Raw genomic sequence first — 18,359 nt, forward strand, 5'->3', positions numbered from 1 at the left:
GTCCGGGAGCCGCGCCGGGACCCCGGCCCTCCTCCGGCCGGCCACCGCGCACCCGGCGCGCGTGCGTGGACGCGCCGGGCCACGCTCCCCGGCGTCCCGTGGTGACCCGGCCGGCCCCGAGCCGTCCCGGGAACGCCGCGGGTCCGCCGCGGGTCCGCCGCGGGTCCGCCGCGGGTCCGCCGCGGGTCCGCGTCGATGCCGACCGTTCACCGCCCCGCCGACCGGCCCGGCGCGCCACCGTCCGGGCGGACGACCGTCCAGCCGGCCCGCGAGCACCCGACCCGCGCCAGGCCACGCCACCCGGCGGCGGGCGAGGAGACCGTCACGGCCCCGCCGGGGCATCGCCGGGCCCGGCTGTTCCCTCACCCGACCCGGCCTGACCCTCGCCCGGCCCGGCCGGGCGCTCTTCCGGTGCTGGTCTCGTCCAGTGGGTGTCGGTGAGCAGGCGGTATGCGGCGACGGCGGACTCGACGGTCGGGAAGAAGTGGTCCGGGTCGATGGTGCGGGTGAGGCCGTAGCGGTCGATCTTCCGCCGTACCGGGTCCTTGAGTTCCGCGAACGCCAGGTGGACGCCGCCGGCGTTGAGTGTCTCGTCGAGGTCGGAGAGGAGGTCGGCGGCCGTGGTGTCCACGTCCGTCATGGGTTCCGCCGCGACGAGGATCCAGACCGGCGGCGGGTCGGCCGCCGCCAGTCTGCGCACCTCGTCCCGGAAGGCCCTGGCGTTGGCGAAGAAGAGGGGCGCGTCGAACCGGTAGATCACCAGGCCCGGCAGCTGCTCGGCGTGCGGGTGGGAGCGGACGTCGTGGAACCCCTCCAGGCCCGGCACCCGCCCCAGCACGGTGTTGTAGGGCCACCAGGCGCGGCGGAACACGTTGAGGACGGACAGCCCGACGGCGATCGCGATGCCGGTCAGCACACCGAGGAACGCGACGCCGAGGAACGCGGTGACCGACAGCAGGAACTCGACGCGGCGCTGCCGCCACAGCCGTACGGTCCCCGGGATGTCGGCGAGGGAGAGGGAGGCCACGATCACGACGGCCGCGAGGGCGGGCTGCGGGAGGTTCCGGAACAGGCCGGGGACCAGCACGAGCATGAGGACGATCAGCACCGCCCCGACGACCCCGGTGAGCTGGGTCCTGGCTCCCGCCCGCTCCGCCACCGCCGTGCGGGAGCCGCTCGTGCTGACCGGAAAGCCCTGGAAGAACCCCGCGGCGAGGTTGGCCGCGCCGATCCCGGCCATCTCCTGGTTGCCCCGCACCTCCTGCCCGGTGCGCGCGGCGAACGCCGAGGCGTTGGAGATGGTGTCCGCCAGGGACACCAGGGCGATGCCCAGGGCTCCCGCGGCGAGCGGCCCGAGGTCGGACGCCCGGACCTCGGGCACGGTGAGCGGCGGGAACCCCTCCGGGAGCACTCCGACGAGGCCGACGCCGTGCTCGCCGAGGCCCAGGACGGAGGTCGCGGCGATCGCCAGCACCACCATCACCAGCACCGCCGGGACTCCGGGCAGCAGGCGTCCGAGCACCAGGAGCAGCACGACCCCGCCGATGCCCACGGCGGCGGCGGCCGGCACCACATGGCCGTCGGCCACGTTCGTCACGACGCCGGCGAACTCCCCCACCAGGTCGTCGGCCTCGACCTTGAAGCCGAGGAGCTTGGGCAGCTGGCCGATCAGGATGGTCAGGGCCAGGCCGTTCATGTAGCCGGTCATCGTGGGCTTGGAGATCAGGTCGGCGACGAAGCCCAGCCGCGCCGCCGAGGCCAGCAGCATGATGACCGCGACCATGATCGCGAGGGCCGAGGCCAGGGCGACCGCCCGTCCCGGGCCCCCGCCCGCCACGAGCGGCAGGACGGTGGCGGCGATCATGGGGCCGAGCGAGGAGTCCGGGCCCAGCACGAGGATCCGGGAGGGCCCGAACACCGCGTAGCCGAGCAGGCACAGCACCGTGGTGTACAGACCGGTGATGGCGGGCAGTCCGGCCAGTTCCGCGTAGGCCATGCCCTGGGGCACCAGCAGGGTGGTCAGGACGACGCCGGCGACGAGGTCCTTGGCCAGCCACTGCCGGCGGTACGACGTGACGGTCCGCAGCCCCGGCACGGCGCGCAGCCGGGCCAGGGCCTTGGAGGTGACGTTCCGGCTCGTCATGGACTCGATGATGGCCGACGGTCCGCTCGGGGCCCGGTGGGACTCGGCGTCAGTGGGAGAGGAGTTGCTGGCCGCCGTCGATGTCGTAGGTCGCGCCCGTGAGCGCGTCGTTGCACATGAGGTGGACGGCCAGGGCCGCGACGTCGGCCGGGCCGACGACCCTGCGGATGGGGAGGCTCGCGCGCAGTTCCGCGCGCCGGGCTTCGAGCCGGTCGCCGAGGAGCGCGGCGGACAGGGGGGTGTCGACGAAGCCGGCGGCGATGAGGTTCACCCGGACCGGTGCCAGTTCGAGTGCCAGGTTCGCGACGAGGGCGGGCAGCGCGGCGGTCATGGCGGAGACGAGGGCCATGCCGGGGGCGGGGCGCCGGCCTCCGGTGCCGCCGACGAACAGCAGTGTGCCGCCGTCGCGGACCTTGCCGCGGCTGTGCAGGGCCACCCCGAGCGTGAGGGCGAGGCGGTCGGCGAAGTCCCGCCGGGCGTCGTCGAGGTCGAGTTCGTCCAGCGGCCGGTAGCTGGGGGCGCCGGCGGTCACCATGACGTGGTCGACGGGTTCGGGCAGGCCGTCGAAGAACTCCTTGAGCCGGTCGGTGTCGGTGGCGTCGAACGCGGCGGTGCCGACGGGGTCGAGCTCGGCCGCGGCCCGCCGCAGCCGCTCGGGGTCGCGGCCGGTCATGACCAGGCGGGCGCCGTCCGCGCGCGCCTGGCGTGCGGTCTCCAGACCGATGCCGGCGCTCGCGCCGATCACCACCACCGTACGGTCGGCGAGGCGCGGCCGGTCGCGGGTGTCGGCGGCGCTGGTCTCTGCACTCATCGGTACCTCCGGTGTGGGCGGCGGGTCACGGGCCGGCCGGCGGGGGCAGGTCCTGCTCGGTCCAGAGCGTCTTGCCGGTGGGGGTGTAGCGGGTGCCCCAGTGGTGGGTCATCTGGGCGATGATGAACAGGCCGCGGCCGCCCTCGTCGTCGGTCGCGGCGTGCCGCAGGTTGGGCGCGGTGTGGCCGGTGTCGGAGACCTCGCAGATCAGGGTCCGGTCGCGGATCAGGCGCACCCGGACGGGGCCGCCCGCGTACCGGATGGCGTTGGTGACCAGTTCGCTGACGACGAGTTCCGTGGTGAACACCAGCTCGTCCAGGTCCCAGTCGCCCAGTTGCTTGCCGACGGCGGCCCGGATGGTGGCCACGGCCGCCGGGTCGGCGGACAGTTCCCACTCGGCGAACCGGCTGCGGTCGAGCAGTCGGGTGCGGACCAGGAGCAGCGTCGCGTCCACGTCCACCGGCCCGGGCAGCAGGGTGGTCACCGCCCGGTCGCAGAGTTCGTCGAGGGATTCCCGGCCGTCGCGGTTCCCGGCGAGGACGCGGGACAGCTCCGCGCGTCCGGCGTCACCGCCGTCGGTGGCCTGCAGCAGACCGCCGGTGAAGAGGGCGAGGAGGCTGCCCGGCGGGAGCCGGAACTCGGTGCTCCGGTAGGGCACGCCGGCGACGCCCAGCGGTGGCCCGGGCGGCAGCCGGGGGAAGTGGGCCTCGCCCCGCCGGGGTTCGACGACCGCCAGTACCGACTCCCCGGCGCGGGCCAGGCTGCACTCGCCGGAGACGGGGTCGTACACGGCGTAAAGGCAGGTCACCCCCATGGTCGCGTCGGCGGGCGACCCGGGGTGCCCCTGGGCGCGGCCGGCCTCGCGCTCCTGCACGGCCTGCTCGGCCAGGTCGCCGAGGCGGGAGAGGAGTTCGTCCGGGGCGAGGTCGAGCCGGGCCAGGACGCGCACGCCGGTGCGCAGGCGTCCCATCGTGGCCGCGGCGCGCAGGCCGTGGCCGAGTACGTCCCCGACGACCAGGCCGACCCGGGTGCCGGACAGCGGGATGACGTCGTACCAGTCGCCGCCCACTCCTGAGCCGCTGTCGGCGGGCAGGTAGCGGGCCGCCGTGTCGACGGCGGTGTGCCGGGGCAGCCTGCGCGGCAGGAGGCTGCGCTGGAGCTTGAGGGCGACCGTGTGGCCCCGGGTGACGACCGGCATGAGCAGCAGGCCGAGCAGCAGGGCGCCCAGGCCGACGAAGGTGACCCCGCCGACGGGTCCGAGCAGTGGCAGGTCGACGCTGGTGGCGCCGTATCCGGGTGCCGCGTAGACGTAGGCGGCGTAGCAGAACAGGCAGAACATGATCAGCCCGCCGAGTCCGGGCAGCACGCCCTTGAAGACGAGGTCCTTGGTGCTGCGGCGCAGGACCCTGCGGTGGTACCGGACGCAGGCGAAGCCGGTCAGCCCGTACTGGAAGGTGATGGCGAGACCGACGGAGTCGATCGAGTCGGCCAGCACGTTGCCGCTGAAGGAGGTGAGAGCGACGAGGAAGGCGACGGACACCGCCCCCATGCCGACGGTCGACCAGGTCGGGGTGAGGAACCTGCGGTGGACCCGGGCGAACCGGGCGGGCACGGCCTTGTGGACCGCCATGGAGAACACGGTCCTGGCCAGCGGCAGGATGGTGGTGAGGGTGGACGCGAGCGCCGAGGTCAGCACCATCAGGATCAGCAGTCTGGTCAGCACGAGCCCCGTGGCGTGGTGGCCGAAGACCGCCTCGCCCAGCCCGGACAGGACGTCGTCGGAGTCCCTGGGATTGCCGAGGCCGATGCCCGAGGAGCCGACCCCGGCGAAGGCCTGGGCCGAGGTGGCCACGAGCGCGTACAGGACCAGGAGCAGCACGGTGGACAGGACGGCGGCGCGTCCGGGGATGCGGGTGCTGTCGACGGTCTCCTCGTTGATCGAGACGGCGGTGTCCCAGCCCCAGTAGATGAAGACTCCCGCCAGCAGGCCGGAGGTGAGGGCCTGCACGGAGGAGACCTCGAAGGGGTTGAACCAGGAGGCGGAGACGTGCAGCGCCCCCGCCGGGGGGTCGGTGTAGACCTTGACCAGCGCGGCGACGGCGAAGAGGACGAGCATGCCGGCCTCGAGGCACAGCAGCCAGCGCTGGACGGCGGCCGAGAACTCGATGCCGACGTAGCAGACCGCGGTCATCACGGCGATCCAGACGATGCCGGCCACGGTGGTCCACAGCCGGTCCTCCGCGAGCGCGTCCTGGCCGACGAGCCGGAAGCCGTAGGAGCCGGCGATCTCGGCGAGGCTCGCCATGACGATGACGTTGGCGACGACGATGCCCCAGCCGCCCATCCAGCCGGTGCGCGGCCCGAAGGCGCGGGTGGCCCAGGTGAAGGTGGTCCCGCAGTCGGCGTTGCTCGCGTTGAGCTCCCGGAAGGCGTACGCGATCAGCAGCATCGGCAGGAACGACAGCATGATGACGATCGGGGCCTGCAGGCCGACCGCCGTCACGATGAGTCCCAGGGTCGCGGCGAGGCTGTAGGCGGGCGCGGTCGACGCGATCCCGATCACGACCGAGGAGAACAGGCCGAGGGCGTTGTTCCTGAGCCCCTTGCGGCCCACCCCTGTCCCGGGCGCGGGACGGCCGGGAGACTCGGCGCCGCCAAAGTGCCTCACACTTGATTGCATCGCGGGGCCGCTCACCTCCGCAACAGCGGGGGGCAGGCGGGTGAGTCGTCGCCCGGCGGGCGTGACGTGCGCCCGGCGTGCGCGTTCGGCGGCCCCCGCCCGTCCAGCCGGTCAGGGGCCGCTCGGTGCCGTTACGGGGGCGCGGTTCACGGCCGCCCGGGACGGACTTCGGGGCTCAGGGCTGGGGTGAGACCGCGGTCCACCTGGACTGCGGGACGTTGCCCTGGGCCGGGGCGGGACACACCAGGGCGGTGCCGTTGGCCGCGCAGTGCAGGGTGTAGACCGAGCCGCCCTGCGTGATGATCTTGTAGAAGGCGTCGCTGCCGTTGGCGTCGACCGACACGTCGCAGACCGGGGAGTCCGTGGGGTAGCCGGTGATCGTGCTCAGGTCGGTCCAGCCGGGGGTGTTGGCGGGGCCGGAGACGATGTTCGGGTTGTCCGGGGTGGCGTTGATGTTGGGGCGCCGGCCGGCGAACGGCGTCCCGTTGACCAGGGCGGCGAGGAACTGCTCCATGCCGTTGGGCTGGGTCGAGTCGACACCGGTGCCGCACGCCGTCGCGGTGGCGGTCACGGTGGCCGTCGCCGTCACGGTCTGGGTGGGGGTCGCGGTGACCGTCTCGGTCACCGTGACGGTGGGCTTGGGGGGCTTGGTCTCGCAGTCGCCACCCCCACGGTGGCGCGGCTTGCCGTGCTCGTCGCAGGGATGGGGGCCGGCGGCGTACGTCGTCGCGCCGGACCGGGAGGTCATGCCGGCGGCCACCGCCACCGCGGGGGTCGCCACCGCGACGGTCACCGCCGTGGCGATCGCGGCGAGCCTGCGGACCCTGCCGGCTCCGCCGGGTGCCGCCGGCCCCGGTCGCGGGGCTCTCGTGCGCTCAGGACTCACGTGGGTGCTCCTTGGTCTCAGAGTGTTCGGGTGTTGCCCGAGTCCGAGAGGGAGCTTGACCGGGGCATGCGGGAACGCCGGTGCTGTCCTGGAAGAACACGCTGGTGGATCAGTACATCGGGCTAGCCGACGTGACCCGTCGGGCCGTCAGGCCGTGGGCGCCGGGCCCTCAGGCCGCGTGGGGGCGGGCGTGGGTCCGGGCGGCAGGTGGACGGTCATGATCACGTGGCAGGGCCCGTCGCCCGCGCCCCGGTAGACGTGCGCGGTGTCGCCGTCGAACGTGGCGGTCTGCCCGGCCTCGACGGTGTGCTCGGTGCCGTCGACGGTCAGGACCATACGGCCCCGCGTGACGCTGAGGGTCTCCACGACCCCGGCCTGGTGGGGGTGGCTGGGGTACTCCTCGCCCGGCTCCAGCTTCCAGCGCCAGACCTCCACGGGGGCCGGGCCCGTCGTCGTCAGCATGAGCCGCGCCTCGCTGCCGTGCTCCCCGGACCACAGGGGCGCGACGGCGTCGGCGGAGACGACGCGGACGCGGCCCTCGGCCGGCCCCTGCATCAGGGCGGACACCGAGATGCCGAGGGTGTCGGCGAGCCGGACCAGGGTGGCCAGGTTGGGGTTGCCCTGGGCCTTCTCCAGACCCACCAGCGCGCCCTTGCTGACCTGGGCACGCCGGCTGAGTTCCTCCAGGGACAGACCCGCGCGGACCCTGGCCGCCCGCACGTTGTACGCGACCGTCCGCAGGGCAGCGGCTGTCTCGGCCACCTGATCACCATCCTCGGCTGGAGCAAGCTGGATCAATGGAATGTACCGCTCGGTCGTTTGGTTGACACCGGGCGGTCGGTCCGTTGTACGGTGCGGTCGTTCGACTGAATGGTAAGGGATGTGCTGTGATCGCTCTGCTGCTGGCTCTGGGCAGCTCGCTCGCCTACGGGTGCGCCGACTTCCTCGGCGGCCTCGGCGCCCGTCAGGCCCATGTGCTGCGCACCGTGATGATCGCGGCGCCGGCCAGTCTCGCGGTCGAACTGCTGCTGTGGCCGGTGCTCGGCGCCTCGTTCGACCCCGCGACGCTCGGCTGGGGCGCCGCGTCGGGCGTCGCCTCGGCGGCCGCGTTCGCCCTGCTCTACCGCACTCTGGCGATCGGCCCGATGAACGTGCTGTCGCCCGTGACCGCCCTGGTGTCCGCGGCCCTGCCCGTGGGCGTGGGCCTGCTCCAGGGCGAGCACCTGACCGCCGCCGGACTGGTGGGCCTGCCCCTGGCACTGGTGGCGGTGGTCCTGGTCAGCGCGGGCCACGGCGCCGGCTCGGCCCGCCCCTCGCGGACCGCGCTGCTGCTGGCGTTCGGCGCGGGCGCGGCCATCGCGCTCCAGCTCGTCTTCCTGCACCAGGCGCCGTCCGGCAGCGGTGTGGCTCCGCTGATCACCGGACGCGCGGTCTCCTCGGCGGTCACCCTGGCCGCGGCCGGGCTGCTGCGCCGCAGGCTGGGCTCCGAGCGGCCCGCGTACGGGACGTCGGCGGCCGCGGGCGTCCTGGACTCCGTGGCGAACCTGCTGTTCCTGCTCGCCGCACGCAGCGGGGACCTCACCGTCGTCGCCGTGATCACCGCCCTCTACCCGGCCGGCACGGTCCTGCTCGCGCGTGGCGTGCTCGCGGAGCGCATCCACCGCGGGCAGCTCGTCGGCCTGGGCACCGCCGCCGTCGCCGTCGGCCTCCTCGCCCTGACCTGAGCGGCCCGCCGGCCCGCCGCCCCACCACCCCGTCCCCCCGCCCCCGAACGGAGGAGGAGAACACCATGCTGGTCCACCCCTGGGACGCCGCCCTGGACGAGAGCGAGTGGCAGACCTGGATCGCCGACGGCCACGACTTCGGGCAGCTGAGCGTCAACGGCCTGCCCGGCCACCCGCCTGCCGTCGTCCCCACCCACTTCTGCTGCGACGGGCCCGCCCTCCTGGTCCACCTCGCCCGGCCCAACCCGGTCTGGGAGGCGATCGAGCGCGACCCGTGCGTCGTCCTCACCGTCATCGGCGACCACGCCTTCGTCCCCGGCCCCTGGCGCGCCCCGGCCGGCACCCCGCCCCTCGACGGGGTCCCGACCAGCTACTACGCGGCCGTGCAGTTCACCTGCCGGGCCGGCGTCGTCGACGACCCCGGGGCCAAGGCCGAACTGCTGCGCCGCCAGCTCGCCCACTTCCAGCCCGACGGCGACCACGCCGCCGTCGCCGCCGACCGGCCGCCGTACGGGCGGATGCTGTCCGGCATCCGCGGTCTGCGTCTGGAGGTCACCGGCGTACGGGCCAAGTTCAAGTACGACGACCACAAGCCCGTCGAGCACCGGACCGCCGTCGCCGAACGCCTCGTCGCGCGCGGCGAGGGCCTGGACGTGCCCGCCGCGCACCAGCAGCGCCGGCGCCTGGACCGCATGGGCCCCTGGAAGCAGTGACCCGCCCCTCCCCCGCCCGGGCACCCGCCCACGCCCACCACAGCACAGGAAACGGAAACCCGTCCATGTCCGCCTTCCACCTCGCCCCCGCCGTCGCGGACGCGTTCCCCGACACCCTCATCGCGCTGGTCACCGCCGGCGGCCTGCGCGGCGGCGAGCCCTGGCCGCACACCGTCACCGCCCTGGCGGCACTGGAGCAGCAGCTCGCCGACGGCACCTGGCGGCCCGCCGACGAGAGCGACCCGCGCATCGGGTCCTGGCACACCGCCTACCGCTCCTTCGGCACCAACCCGCGCCGGGTGCGCCCCAGCGTCGACGCGCTCGGCCGCCGTCTCGCAAGGAAGGGCAGCCTGCCGCGCATCAACCCGGCCGTCGACTCCTACAACGCGGTGTCCGTCCGCCACGGCCTGCCCGCCGGGGCCTTCGACCTGGACCGGGTCGACGGCGACGTCGTCATCCGCCGGGCCGACGGCACCGAGTCCTTCACCCCGCTCGGCGAGCCGGACACCGTGGAGCGGCCGAAGTCCGGCGAGATCGTGTACGCCGACGCCACCGGGATCCTGACCCGCCACTGGAACCACCGCGACGCCCACCGCACCCGGGTCACCGAGGACACCGCGCACGCCGTCTTCGTCCTGGAGACCCTCCACGCCACCCGTGACGGCGACCTGCTGAAGGTCGCGGCCGACGAGCTGCAGGGCCTGCTCGCCCCGCACGCCGAGCACACGAACGTGCGGTACCTCGGCCCGGCCCGGCCGACGGCCACGGCCTGAGCGTCCCGGCCCGGCACACCCCTCTCCGACAACTTGAATCGTCTTGACAAAATTATTTGTCGGTCAGATCCTGGAAGCGTCGCAGGGGCACGCCCGCCACGCGTGCGACGGTGACGCGACCGCGCCGAGATCACGACGAGACACGGGAGAACCCCTCATGCGCACTCTGATCAGCACCGCCTTCGTCTCGCTCGACGGGGTCGTGGAGGCTCCGGGCGGCGAGAGCGGCTACCGCAACGCGGGCTGGACGTTCAAGGACGTCGAGTTCCTGCCGGAGGCCTTCGAACTGAAGGGCCGGGAGCAGAAGGAGGCCACGGCGATGCTCATGGGCCGGGTCAGCTACGAGGCGTTCAGCCCGGTGTGGCCGGCGATGGAGGAGTTCGCCGACTACAAGGTGATGCCGAAGTACGTCGTCTCCACCACCCTCACCGAGGACGACCTGGTGACGGACTGGGGTGACACCACGATCCTGCGCTCGCTCGACGAGGTCGCCGCCCTCAAGGAGACCGAGGGCGGCTCGATCATCGTCCACGGCAGTGCCGAACTGAACCACGGCCTGGCGGACGCCGGCCTTGTCGACCGCTACCACCTGCTGGTCTTCCCGCTGCTGCTCGGCGCGGGCAAGCGCCTGTTCAGCACCGCGGACAAGGACGCGCAGAAGCTGCGGCTGGTCGAGCACGAGGTCTACGCCAACGGCCTGCAGAAGAACGTCTTCGACGTCGTCCGCTGACCTCGGCCGGCCGGTCCCGGCGGCCGGACCGTGGTGTCAGTGGGTGCCGTGGACGGGGCTCAGCCCACCGGCTCCCCCCGCCCGGTCCCCCCGTCCCGCAGCTCGAACCAGATCGTCTTGCCCGTGGCCGTCCGCACACTGCCCCAGGCGTCCGCGAGCAGGTCGAGCAGTTCGGTGCCCCGGCCGCCCTCCGCGTCCAGGTCGACGGCGCCGCGCACCGGACCGGTGGGTTCGGTGTCCTCGACCTCGCACAGCAGACGGGAGCCGCACAGCCGCAGGTTGAGCCACCAAGGCCCTCGCGCCCGGTGCGAGCCTCATCTACAAGTTCCGGCTCGCGGTCCGCACCACGGCCAGGGCGGGCATCGACACCGTGGGCATCCGGTCGACCGCGACCCAGAACTCCCAGCCCGTGGCCGTGGCGCTCGGCGACTACTGGGGCGCCCTGGAGTGGGACTGACCTCAGCGGCCGAAGGTGCCCAGGCCGTTCGCGTCCAGGTGTTCGACGGTGACGCTCGTGGCGCGGTCCGCGTGGACGTGGAACGTGACGCCGGACAGGCCGACGGCGTTCTCGCCCCGGGTCCGGTAGCTGAAGGTGTCGCCCGCGTAGTGCGTGAGGGGGAACGTCATCCCCCGCGGGCCCAGCTTCATGCTCAGCCCGCCGCCGCTGTCGCGGGTGACGGTGAGCGGACCGTAGTACGCGTTCGCGTAGGTGCCCGTGTAGACGTCGTCGGCCTTCGCCGGGGCGGCGCCGGCGGGCGGCTTCGCGTAGTCGGTGGGTGAGGCGCCGGTGTAGGCGGCCGCCCGCACGACCTTCTCGTAGAACGGCAGCCAGTCCACGGTCTGCCTGCCGTTCTGCGCGATGTCGAAGAACGCGGCGGACACCGCCTCGGGCACGCCGACGGGCTGTCCGTTCGTGAGCACGACGATGCCCAGCCGCTCCCCCGGCAGCAGGGTGACCGCGGTCGCGGCGCCGAGGTCGAAGGCGCCGGAGTGGCTGAGCCGCAGCCGGCCGCGCTGGTCGTAGCCGACGTTCCAGCCCAGCCCGTAGAAGCCGGGCTCGCCCGCCGGGGCGAGCGGTTGCATGGCGACGGAGTGCGGGACGCGGGTCCGGTCCAGCGCCGCCGGGTCGATGAGCCGCCTCCCCCCGAACGTGCCGTCGTCCAGTTGCAGACGCATCCACTTCGTGAGGTCGTCGACGCTGGAACTGGCCCCGCCCGCCGGGGCCTGGCCGTCGGCGTTCTCCGTGGTGGAGGGCTTCCAGCGGCCGTCGGCCTCGACATGGGGCGACGCCTTGTCGGCGGCCTTGTCGTAGTCGGCGCGCCGGTAGCTGGAGTGGTCCATCCCCAGCGGCCCGAACAGCGTGGCCGAGGCGAGCCGCGGCCAGTCGGTCCCCGCCGCGTCGGCCACCGCCACGCCCGCCGCCGTGAGGCCGTAGTTGGTGTAGGCGTAGCTCGCGCGGAACGGCGTCAGCGGCTCCAGGCGCAGGTGCCGCAGGATGTAGTCGCGCGGGTAGCCAAGGTCCTGGAGCAGGTCGCCCGCGTGGTCGGGCAGCCCGCTGCGGTGCGCGAACAGGTCCGCGACCGTCACGTTCTCGCTCACGTACGGGGTCCTGAGCGCGAAGTCCGGTTCGTGGGTGACGATCCGGTCGTCCCAGCCGACGACCCGGCGCCCCACCGCCCCGGCGACGACGGTGGACGCCAGCGGCTTGGACAGCGACGCCAGCTGGAAGACCGTCCCCGGGCCGACCCTCGCGCCGCGGCCCACCTCGCGGACGCCGAAGCCCTTCGCGTACACCACCCGGCCCTCGTGCACGACGCCCACGGCGACCCCCGGCACCCCGGTGCGCTTCATCGCCTCCCGCACCAGGCCGTCCAGCCGGTCCACGGCGGACCCCACCTGCGCCCGCGTCAGCTGGGGCGGTGGCTGCTTCGGCGGTGTGGAGGCGAGCGACGCGGAGGCGGCGGGGCCGTCGGCGACGGCGTCGGTACCGGAGCAGCCCGACAGCAGGACTCCGAGCACCGCCAAGCACAGGCCGGCGGCGCCCACCCGGACCGGCCTGCCGACCCCGTTCCCGCGTCCGCGTCCGCGTCTCGCCATGATCCGGTCACCTCGCGCTCGGGTGCCCGCGGGGACCGCCCGGGGCCCGTCCCATCCTCGCCACGGCACCGGGCCACGGCATCCGGACGTCGCCGAGCGGGTGAGGAACCGCCGCCGGGCGGGCGTCACGGCATCAGGACGTGAAGACGTCGATGCCGTCCCCCAGCAGCTTCAGCCCGAACACGAAGAACAGCACCGCCATGATCGCGACGTTGTGCCGCGCGGCCCACTCCTTCCAGTTGCCCAGCATGGCCGCGGCCCGCTCGCTCATGACCAGGAAGACCACCAGCGGAACCAGCAGCCCGACGGAGGCGATGACGACGAAGATCGCCATCGCGCCGACCTGCTGCCCGACCGGCAGTCCCGACGCGCTGATGGAGGCCGCCGCGGCGATGGTCAGCGGGGCGTTCTTCAGGTTCCCCGCCGACAGCAGCAGGGCGAGGAGGAAGATCTTCCCCGGCCGGAAGCGGTCGATCGCGGCCATCCATTTCGGCAGCTGCGCCTGCGTCACGTCGGTGGGCCGGTGCCGCCACAGCCGTACGCCGAAGAACATCAGCACGAGCCCCAGCGCGAGCTTGAGCGCCCCCACCCAGTCGGCCGGATGCCCGTGTCCTGAGGCGTCTCCCCCGCCGCCGATCGCCAGCACCACCGCGCCCAGGACCGACAGCCCCATCACCCAACCGGCGGCGAACACCAGGCCGTTGCGGCGTCCGTGGGGCGTCGCCAGGAAGATGATGATCGCGACGATCGGCAGCGGGCTGACGGCGACGCCGGCCGCCAGGCCCAGCACGTCCCCCAGTACCTGTCCCATGTCCGCCTCCCGGTCTGCTCTGGAATGCAGGTGATATGTGCCCGGGATACGCTTTTGTCACAACCAGGTCAGGTTCGCTGGGCGGTTCCACAGACGCCGGCCGCATGCGGCGCGACGATCACGTCCCCCTGCGGAGACCCGACGGGCGCGGCCCCCTCCTCGTCACGGGACGGCCGCCTGCCGATTCTTCTCACCGAGGCTCGTCCCGCACCGTGCGCTCGCGGTGACGCCGGGTCCGGGGTGCCCACGGCCTGCGGTGCCTGTGGAGGTCGGCATGAGAGTGGTCGTTGATCTGTCTCGCTGTCAGGGGTACGCGCAGTGCGCCTTCCTCGCCCCGGACGCGTTCCGGATGCACGGGGAGGAAGCGCTGATGTACGACCCGGGTCCCGACGACGCCCAGCGTGACCGGGTGCTGCGCGCGGCGGCCGCCTGCCCGGTCCAGGCCATCCTCGTCGACCAGTTGGAGGGCCGGCGCGGGAGCGGGCACGTGACCGTGGCGGCGTCGACGCCATGACCAGCGCCGACAACCTGCGCGCCTTCAAGCGCGAGGGCCGCATCGTGATCGTCGGGGCGTCGCTCGCGGGCCTGCGGGCCGCGGAGACGCTGCGCGACGAGGGCTTCACCGGTTCCCTCACCATGATCGGCGACGAGACGTGCGAGCCCTACGACCGACCGCCGTTGTCCAAGCAGGTCCTGACCGGATGGGTGCCGGCCGACGGCACCGCACTGCCGCGCCGGCGCGAGATCGACGCGGAATGGCTGCTGGGCGTGCCCGCGGCCGGACTCGACCTGGCCGCCAACCACGTGCGCCTGGCCGACGGACGCGAGATCCCCTTCGACCGGGTCCTGATCTCCACCGGCGTACGGGCCCGGCCCTGGTTCGTCGAGAGCGAGGCGGCCCTGGACGGCGTGTTCGTCCTGCGCACCCGCGAACACGCCGAAGGTCTCCAGCGGGCCCTCGCCGCCGGACCCTCCCGCGTCCTGGTCATCGGGGCGGGCTTCACCGGCTCCGAGATCGCCTCCATCTGCCGTGAACGCGGCATCGAGGTCACCGTCGCCGAACTGGCCCCGGCCCCCCTGGTCGGAGCGCTCGGCGCCATGATCGGCGAGGTCGCCTCCGACATGCAGCGCTCCCACGGGGTGGACCTGCGCTGCGGCGTCAAGGTCACCCGGCTCGAGGGCGACGCCCAGGGGCACTTCCGCCGCGCGCACTTCGACGACGGCACCACCGTCGACGCCGACGTCGCCGTCGTGGCGCTCGGCGGCATCCGCAACACCGAGTGGCTGCGGGGCTCCGGCCTGGCCGCCGGCGTCTGGGGAATCGCCTGCGACACGGGCTGCCGCGCCCTCACCCTCGACGGCCTGATCACCGACGACGTCTTCGTCGCCGGGGACGTGGCACGCTGCCCCAACCCGGTCTACGAGTACCGGCTGATCTCCCTGGAGCACTGGGCCAACGCCGTCGAACAGGCGGAGGTCGCGGCGCACAACATGGTCAGCCCCCAGGCCGACCGCTGGCCCCACCTCACCCTGCCGGTGTTCTGGTCGATCCAGTTCGGCGTCAACATCAAGTCCGTCGGCGTCCCCACCTTCGCCGACGAAGTCGTCCTCGCCCAGGGATCGGTGGCCGACCACCGCTTCGTCGCCGCGTACGGCTACCGGGGCCGCGTCACCGCGGCGGTCAGCTTCGACAACGCCAAGTGGCTCGACCACTACCGCGGACTCATCGAGACGGCCGCGCCCTTCCCGCCGCCCGGCCCCACCCCCGACCAGCCCCTCGACATGAAGCCGGTCCCCGTCGACTTCCCCGGACCCCAACTGCTCGCCCAGGGCGCCACCGTGGTCGTCACCGGACACGACCCGGGCGAACGCCGGGTCACGGCCGCGCAGCAGCACCACCGGTAGGAGGGACAGCGCGATGACCACGACCGAGACGGACACGCTGCGCCGGATCCTCGACTACTCCTCCCGGGCCGACCCGTACCCGCTGTACGCCGAACTGCGCGAGACACCGGTGGCCCGGCAGCGCGACGGCAGCTACGTCGTCAGCACCTACCGCGAGATCGCCGGCCTGCTGCACGACCCGCACATCAGCTCCGACGTGCGCAACCTGGCCCGTCCGATGCCCAGCCACGCGGGCGAGAGCACCCCGGCGTTCATCAACCTCGACCCGCCCGAGCACGACCGCCTGCGGCGCATGGCGATGCGCCACTTCGGCCCCCCGCACACCCCGGGCCTGGTGACCGGCATGGAGGACGACCTGACCGCCGTCGTCACCACCCTGATCGACGGCCTTGAGGACAAGGAGCGGATCGACGTCGTCGACGACTTCGCCTACCCCTTCCCCGTCGCCGTGATCTGCCACCTGCTCGGTGTGCCGCGCGAAGACGAACCGCGGTTCCACCTGTGGGTGGACGCCCTCATCAACTCGATCGACTACAACCCCGAGACCGACCCGAAGGAGAAACTGGAGAACGGGCTGCGGGCCCGCAAGGACCTGCGCGAGTACCTCGGCGGCCTGCTGCAGCGGCGCCACGGCAAGCCGGGCGAGGACCTGCTGTCGCGGATGGCCAACGACGACGGGCCGGACGGGCGGATGACCGACGAGCAGATCGTCGCCACCGCCAACCTGCTGCTGATCGCAGGCCACGAGACCACGGTCAACCTCATCACCAACGGCATGCTGACCCTGCTGCGCCACCCGGACGTGCTGCGCCGGCTGCGCGAGGACCCGGACCTGGTCGTGCCGCTGGTCGAGGAACTGCTGCGCTACGAGCCGCCCGTGCACATCATTCCCTGGCGCGCGGCCTACAGCGACATCACCGTCGCCGGCACCCTCATCCCCAAGGGCGCCCAGGTCATGCTCATGCTGGCGTCGGGCAGCCGCGACCCCGTCCGCTTCCACGAGCCGCAGCGCTTCGACCCCGACCGCCGGGACAACCAGCACCTGGGCTTCGGCAGCGGCATCCACCTCTGCTTCGGCGGTCCGCTGGCCCGCCGCGAGACCCAGATCGCCCTGACCGAACTCGTACGCCGCCTGGACCGGCCCCAGTTGGTCACCGACCCCCCGCCGTACCGCCGCAGCCCCATCCTGCGCGGCCCGATCCACCTGGAGGTCACGCAGGGTGGCTGACAGGGGCACCGGGCGGCCGACGGGTCGCCGCACACCGCCCACACCGCCCCGCGTCCCGGGCGGGAGGCGGCCGCACGACCGACGAGGAGGCCCCGGGTGCCCCGCCGCGCTGGGCTGGAACGGCTGCGGACCCGTGATCCGGGCCTCGCGGCCGTGCGACGCGCGGGGCGGGTGGCGCTCGTGGCCTGCACCGGGTTCTACACGGCACGCTACGGACTGGGCAGCGACGTCGCCGCGATCTACGCGCTGTTCGGCGCGATCGCCACCGGCGGCATGTCCTCCTCGGGCGGCCGGCCGGCCGACCCGCTGCCGTACTACGCCGTCGACGCCGCGCTCTGGCTGACGAGCCCGCAAGGCACGGTCACGGCGATCCGCCGGACACCGGAGGAGCCCCGGACCCCGGTGCCGGGCTGAGCACCCGGCGACCCGGCACGCCGGCTCGGCTCAGTGGCCGTGCCCGCTCACGGCCGGCGCCGGGCCGGCCTTCGGGCGGGCCGGTGTGAGCAGCCGGCTCAGCAGCGGCACGGCCTCGGCCGCACCGCCGGCCTGCGCAGCGGGCAGATGGAGGACGCCGTCCGGCAACCGCATCCCGCCACGGGGGAGCGCGAGGACGGTCATCCCCGCGGCCGCGGCCGAACGGATGCCGTTCGGGGAGTCCTCGACGGCCAGACAGCAGGACGGCGGGACACCCAGCTCGGCCGCGGCGCGCAGATAGGGGTCCGGCGCGGGCTTGACCCGGACCACGTCCTCTCCGCACACGACGGCGCTCAGCCCCGGCGCCAGACCCAGCGCCTTGAGGACCGCCAGCACGAAGCGGCGAGGACTGGCGGTCGCCACGCCGACGGGCCCGTGCCTCCCCGCCTCGAGAACCAGCTCCACCGCGCCGGGCAGCGCCCGCACACGCCCCGCGGCGCATTCGTCCACCATCGCGGCCGTGCAGGACGCCACCACGTCCGCACCGCTCACCGCTCCACCGCACAGGCCCGCGACGTACGGTGCCCAGCCGCCGTTGCCGTGCAACGCGGCCTCGTCCTCGGCACGCCAGCGGTGCCCGTGCCGGGCGGCGAAGGCGGCGCACACCCGCGACCACGCCCCGCCGCTGTCGATCAGTGTGTCGTCCAGGTCGAAGACCGTCGCCCGCAGCACCGGTGTCATACCGCCGACGCCGCGTCCGGGCGCGGGCGCAGCGCCTCCGAGAGCTGCTGGACCGAGATCAGCGTCAAGCCGTGTTCTCCGGCGAACGCACGCAGCCGGTCGGCATGGGCGACGGAACCGTCGTCCTCGCAGACCTCGCTGATCACCGCGACCGGCGACAGCCCCGCGAGACGCATGAGGTCGACGCTCGCCTCCGTGTGCCCACGGCGCTCCGCGATCCCTCCGGACCGGGCGCGCAGCGGAAGCACGTGCCCCGGGCGCGTCAGCCCGTCGGGGCGGCAGCCGGGTTCCGCCAGCGTCCGCACGGTCAGCGCCCGGTCCGCGGCGGAGATGCCGGAGCCGACACCGACCGCGTCCACGGAAACGGTGTACGCGGTCGCCCCGGCCCCCGAGGCGGCGGGCACCATCAGCGGCAGCTCCAGCCGGTCGGCGATCTCGGGCGCCATGGGCACACAGATCAGGCCACTCGTCCAGCGCACGAAGAACCCCAGGGCCTCGGCGGTCGCGAACTGCGCCGCCATGACGAGGTCGCCCTCGTTCTCCCGATCCGCGTCGTCCACCACGATCACGGGGCGCCCTGCCCGCAACTCGTCGATGGCCACCGCCACCGTGCCGAAGCCCGCGTCCGGCCGCGGCACCGAAACTGACGTCACAGGAACCAGCCCTTCCCCACTCATCGTTCCTGCCCGATGCATCGGCGGCG

At 73.7% G+C, this 18,359-nt stretch carries 17 protein-coding genes and 1 pseudogene; 8 read left to right on the forward strand and 10 right to left on the reverse strand.

What is annotated here, in order from left to right; all coding sequences use genetic code 11:
• Positions 1 to 322 precede the first annotated feature (322 nt).
• From B446_RS13660 to B446_RS13685, 5 genes are all read right to left on the reverse strand, one after another.
• On the reverse strand, positions 323 to 2,143 hold the full coding sequence (locus tag B446_RS13660; RefSeq protein WP_020940029.1) for a SulP family inorganic anion transporter: 1,821 nt from the start codon (positions 2,141 to 2,143) through the stop codon (positions 323 to 325).
• A 49-nt stretch (positions 2,144 to 2,192) separates the two neighbouring features.
• Positions 2,193 to 2,954 (reverse strand): SDR family oxidoreductase, encoded by a 762-nt coding sequence (locus tag B446_RS13665; RefSeq protein ID WP_020940030.1) that lies wholly within the window; start codon positions 2,952 to 2,954, stop codon positions 2,193 to 2,195.
• 25 nt (positions 2,955 to 2,979) lie between these two features.
• Positions 2,980 to 5,568 (reverse strand): amino acid permease, encoded by a 2,589-nt coding sequence (locus B446_RS36095; RefSeq protein WP_020940031.1) that lies wholly within the window; start codon positions 5,566 to 5,568, stop codon positions 2,980 to 2,982.
• Between the two features lie 241 nt (positions 5,569 to 5,809).
• Complete coding sequence (locus B446_RS13680) at positions 5,810 to 6,520, reverse strand: hypothetical protein (RefSeq protein ID WP_148305734.1); 711 nt, start codon at positions 6,518 to 6,520, stop codon at positions 5,810 to 5,812.
• A 147-nt stretch (positions 6,521 to 6,667) separates the two neighbouring features.
• The gene (locus B446_RS13685) at positions 6,668 to 7,282 is read right to left on the reverse strand and encodes a helix-turn-helix domain-containing protein (RefSeq protein WP_020940033.1); all 615 of its coding nucleotides are present in this window, start codon (positions 7,280 to 7,282) and stop codon (positions 6,668 to 6,670) included.
• Between the two features lie 125 nt (positions 7,283 to 7,407).
• On the opposite strand from B446_RS13685, the gene B446_RS13690 reads away from it, so the two are divergent.
• From B446_RS13690 to B446_RS13705, 4 genes are all read left to right on the forward strand, one after another.
• Positions 7,408 to 8,244 (forward strand): DMT family transporter, encoded by an 837-nt coding sequence (locus B446_RS13690; protein WP_020940034.1) that lies wholly within the window; start codon positions 7,408 to 7,410, stop codon positions 8,242 to 8,244.
• Between the two features lie 65 nt (positions 8,245 to 8,309).
• Complete coding sequence (locus tag B446_RS13695) at positions 8,310 to 8,957, forward strand: FMN-binding negative transcriptional regulator (protein WP_020940035.1); 648 nt, start codon at positions 8,310 to 8,312, stop codon at positions 8,955 to 8,957.
• A 65-nt stretch (positions 8,958 to 9,022) separates the two neighbouring features.
• On the forward strand, positions 9,023 to 9,730 hold the full coding sequence (locus tag B446_RS13700; protein ID WP_020940036.1) for a B3/4 domain-containing protein: 708 nt from the start codon (positions 9,023 to 9,025) through the stop codon (positions 9,728 to 9,730).
• A gap of 157 nt (positions 9,731 to 9,887) precedes the next feature.
• Positions 9,888 to 10,460, forward strand: a complete 573-nt coding sequence (locus tag B446_RS13705) for a dihydrofolate reductase family protein (protein WP_020940037.1) — start codon at positions 9,888 to 9,890, stop codon at positions 10,458 to 10,460.
• Between the two features lie 59 nt (positions 10,461 to 10,519).
• Here B446_RS13705 and B446_RS38980 read toward each other — a convergent pair.
• From B446_RS38980 to B446_RS13720, 3 genes and pseudogenes are all read right to left on the reverse strand, one after another.
• Positions 10,520 to 10,759, reverse strand: a pseudogene (locus tag B446_RS38980) (ATP-binding protein); the annotation flags it as partial.
• Positions 10,760 to 10,919: 160 nt separating this feature from the next.
• Positions 10,920 to 12,557: a serine hydrolase gene (locus B446_RS13715; RefSeq protein ID WP_020940039.1), complete on the reverse strand. Its 1,638-nt coding sequence runs from the start codon at positions 12,555 to 12,557 to the stop codon at positions 10,920 to 10,922.
• Positions 12,558 to 12,690: 133 nt separating this feature from the next.
• Complete coding sequence (locus tag B446_RS13720) at positions 12,691 to 13,368, reverse strand: GAP family protein (protein WP_020940040.1); 678 nt, start codon at positions 13,366 to 13,368, stop codon at positions 12,691 to 12,693.
• Positions 13,369 to 13,642: 274 nt separating this feature from the next.
• Between B446_RS13720 and B446_RS13725 the strand changes: the two genes are divergently transcribed.
• The 4 genes from B446_RS13725 (at position 13,643) to B446_RS13740 (ending at position 16,915) form a co-directional block, all read left to right on the forward strand.
• Positions 13,643 to 13,882 (forward strand): ferredoxin, encoded by a 240-nt coding sequence (locus B446_RS13725; protein WP_020940041.1) that lies wholly within the window; start codon positions 13,643 to 13,645, stop codon positions 13,880 to 13,882.
• Entirely contained in the window at positions 13,879 to 15,273 is a 1,395-nt protein-coding gene (locus B446_RS13730) for an NAD(P)/FAD-dependent oxidoreductase (RefSeq protein ID WP_020940042.1), read from the forward strand. The genes B446_RS13725 and B446_RS13730 overlap by 4 nt, the downstream gene beginning before the upstream one ends.
• A gap of 13 nt (positions 15,274 to 15,286) precedes the next feature.
• Positions 15,287 to 16,501, forward strand: a complete 1,215-nt coding sequence (locus B446_RS13735; protein ID WP_020940043.1) for a cytochrome P450 — start codon at positions 15,287 to 15,289, stop codon at positions 16,499 to 16,501.
• A 96-nt stretch (positions 16,502 to 16,597) separates the two neighbouring features.
• Positions 16,598 to 16,915, forward strand: coding sequence for a hypothetical protein (locus B446_RS13740; protein WP_020940044.1), 318 nt, complete (start codon positions 16,598 to 16,600; stop codon positions 16,913 to 16,915).
• 30 nt (positions 16,916 to 16,945) lie between these two features.
• On the opposite strand, the gene B446_RS13745 is transcribed toward B446_RS13740, so the two are convergent.
• Positions 16,946 to 17,656 (reverse strand): HAD family hydrolase, encoded by a 711-nt coding sequence (locus tag B446_RS13745; RefSeq protein ID WP_020940045.1) that lies wholly within the window; start codon positions 17,654 to 17,656, stop codon positions 16,946 to 16,948.
• A complete protein-coding gene (gene ribB, locus B446_RS13750) occupies positions 17,653 to 18,309 on the reverse strand; it encodes a 3,4-dihydroxy-2-butanone-4-phosphate synthase (RefSeq protein ID WP_202807760.1) in 657 nt (218 codons plus the stop codon). Before ribB ends, B446_RS13745 begins: the two co-directional genes overlap by 4 nt.
• Positions 18,310 to 18,359 lie beyond the last annotated feature (50 nt).

Origin of the sequence: Streptomyces collinus Tu 365 (assembly GCF_000444875.1) — a bacterium.
GTDB classification, from domain to species: Bacteria; Actinomycetota; Actinomycetes; order Streptomycetales; family Streptomycetaceae; genus Streptomyces; species Streptomyces collinus_A.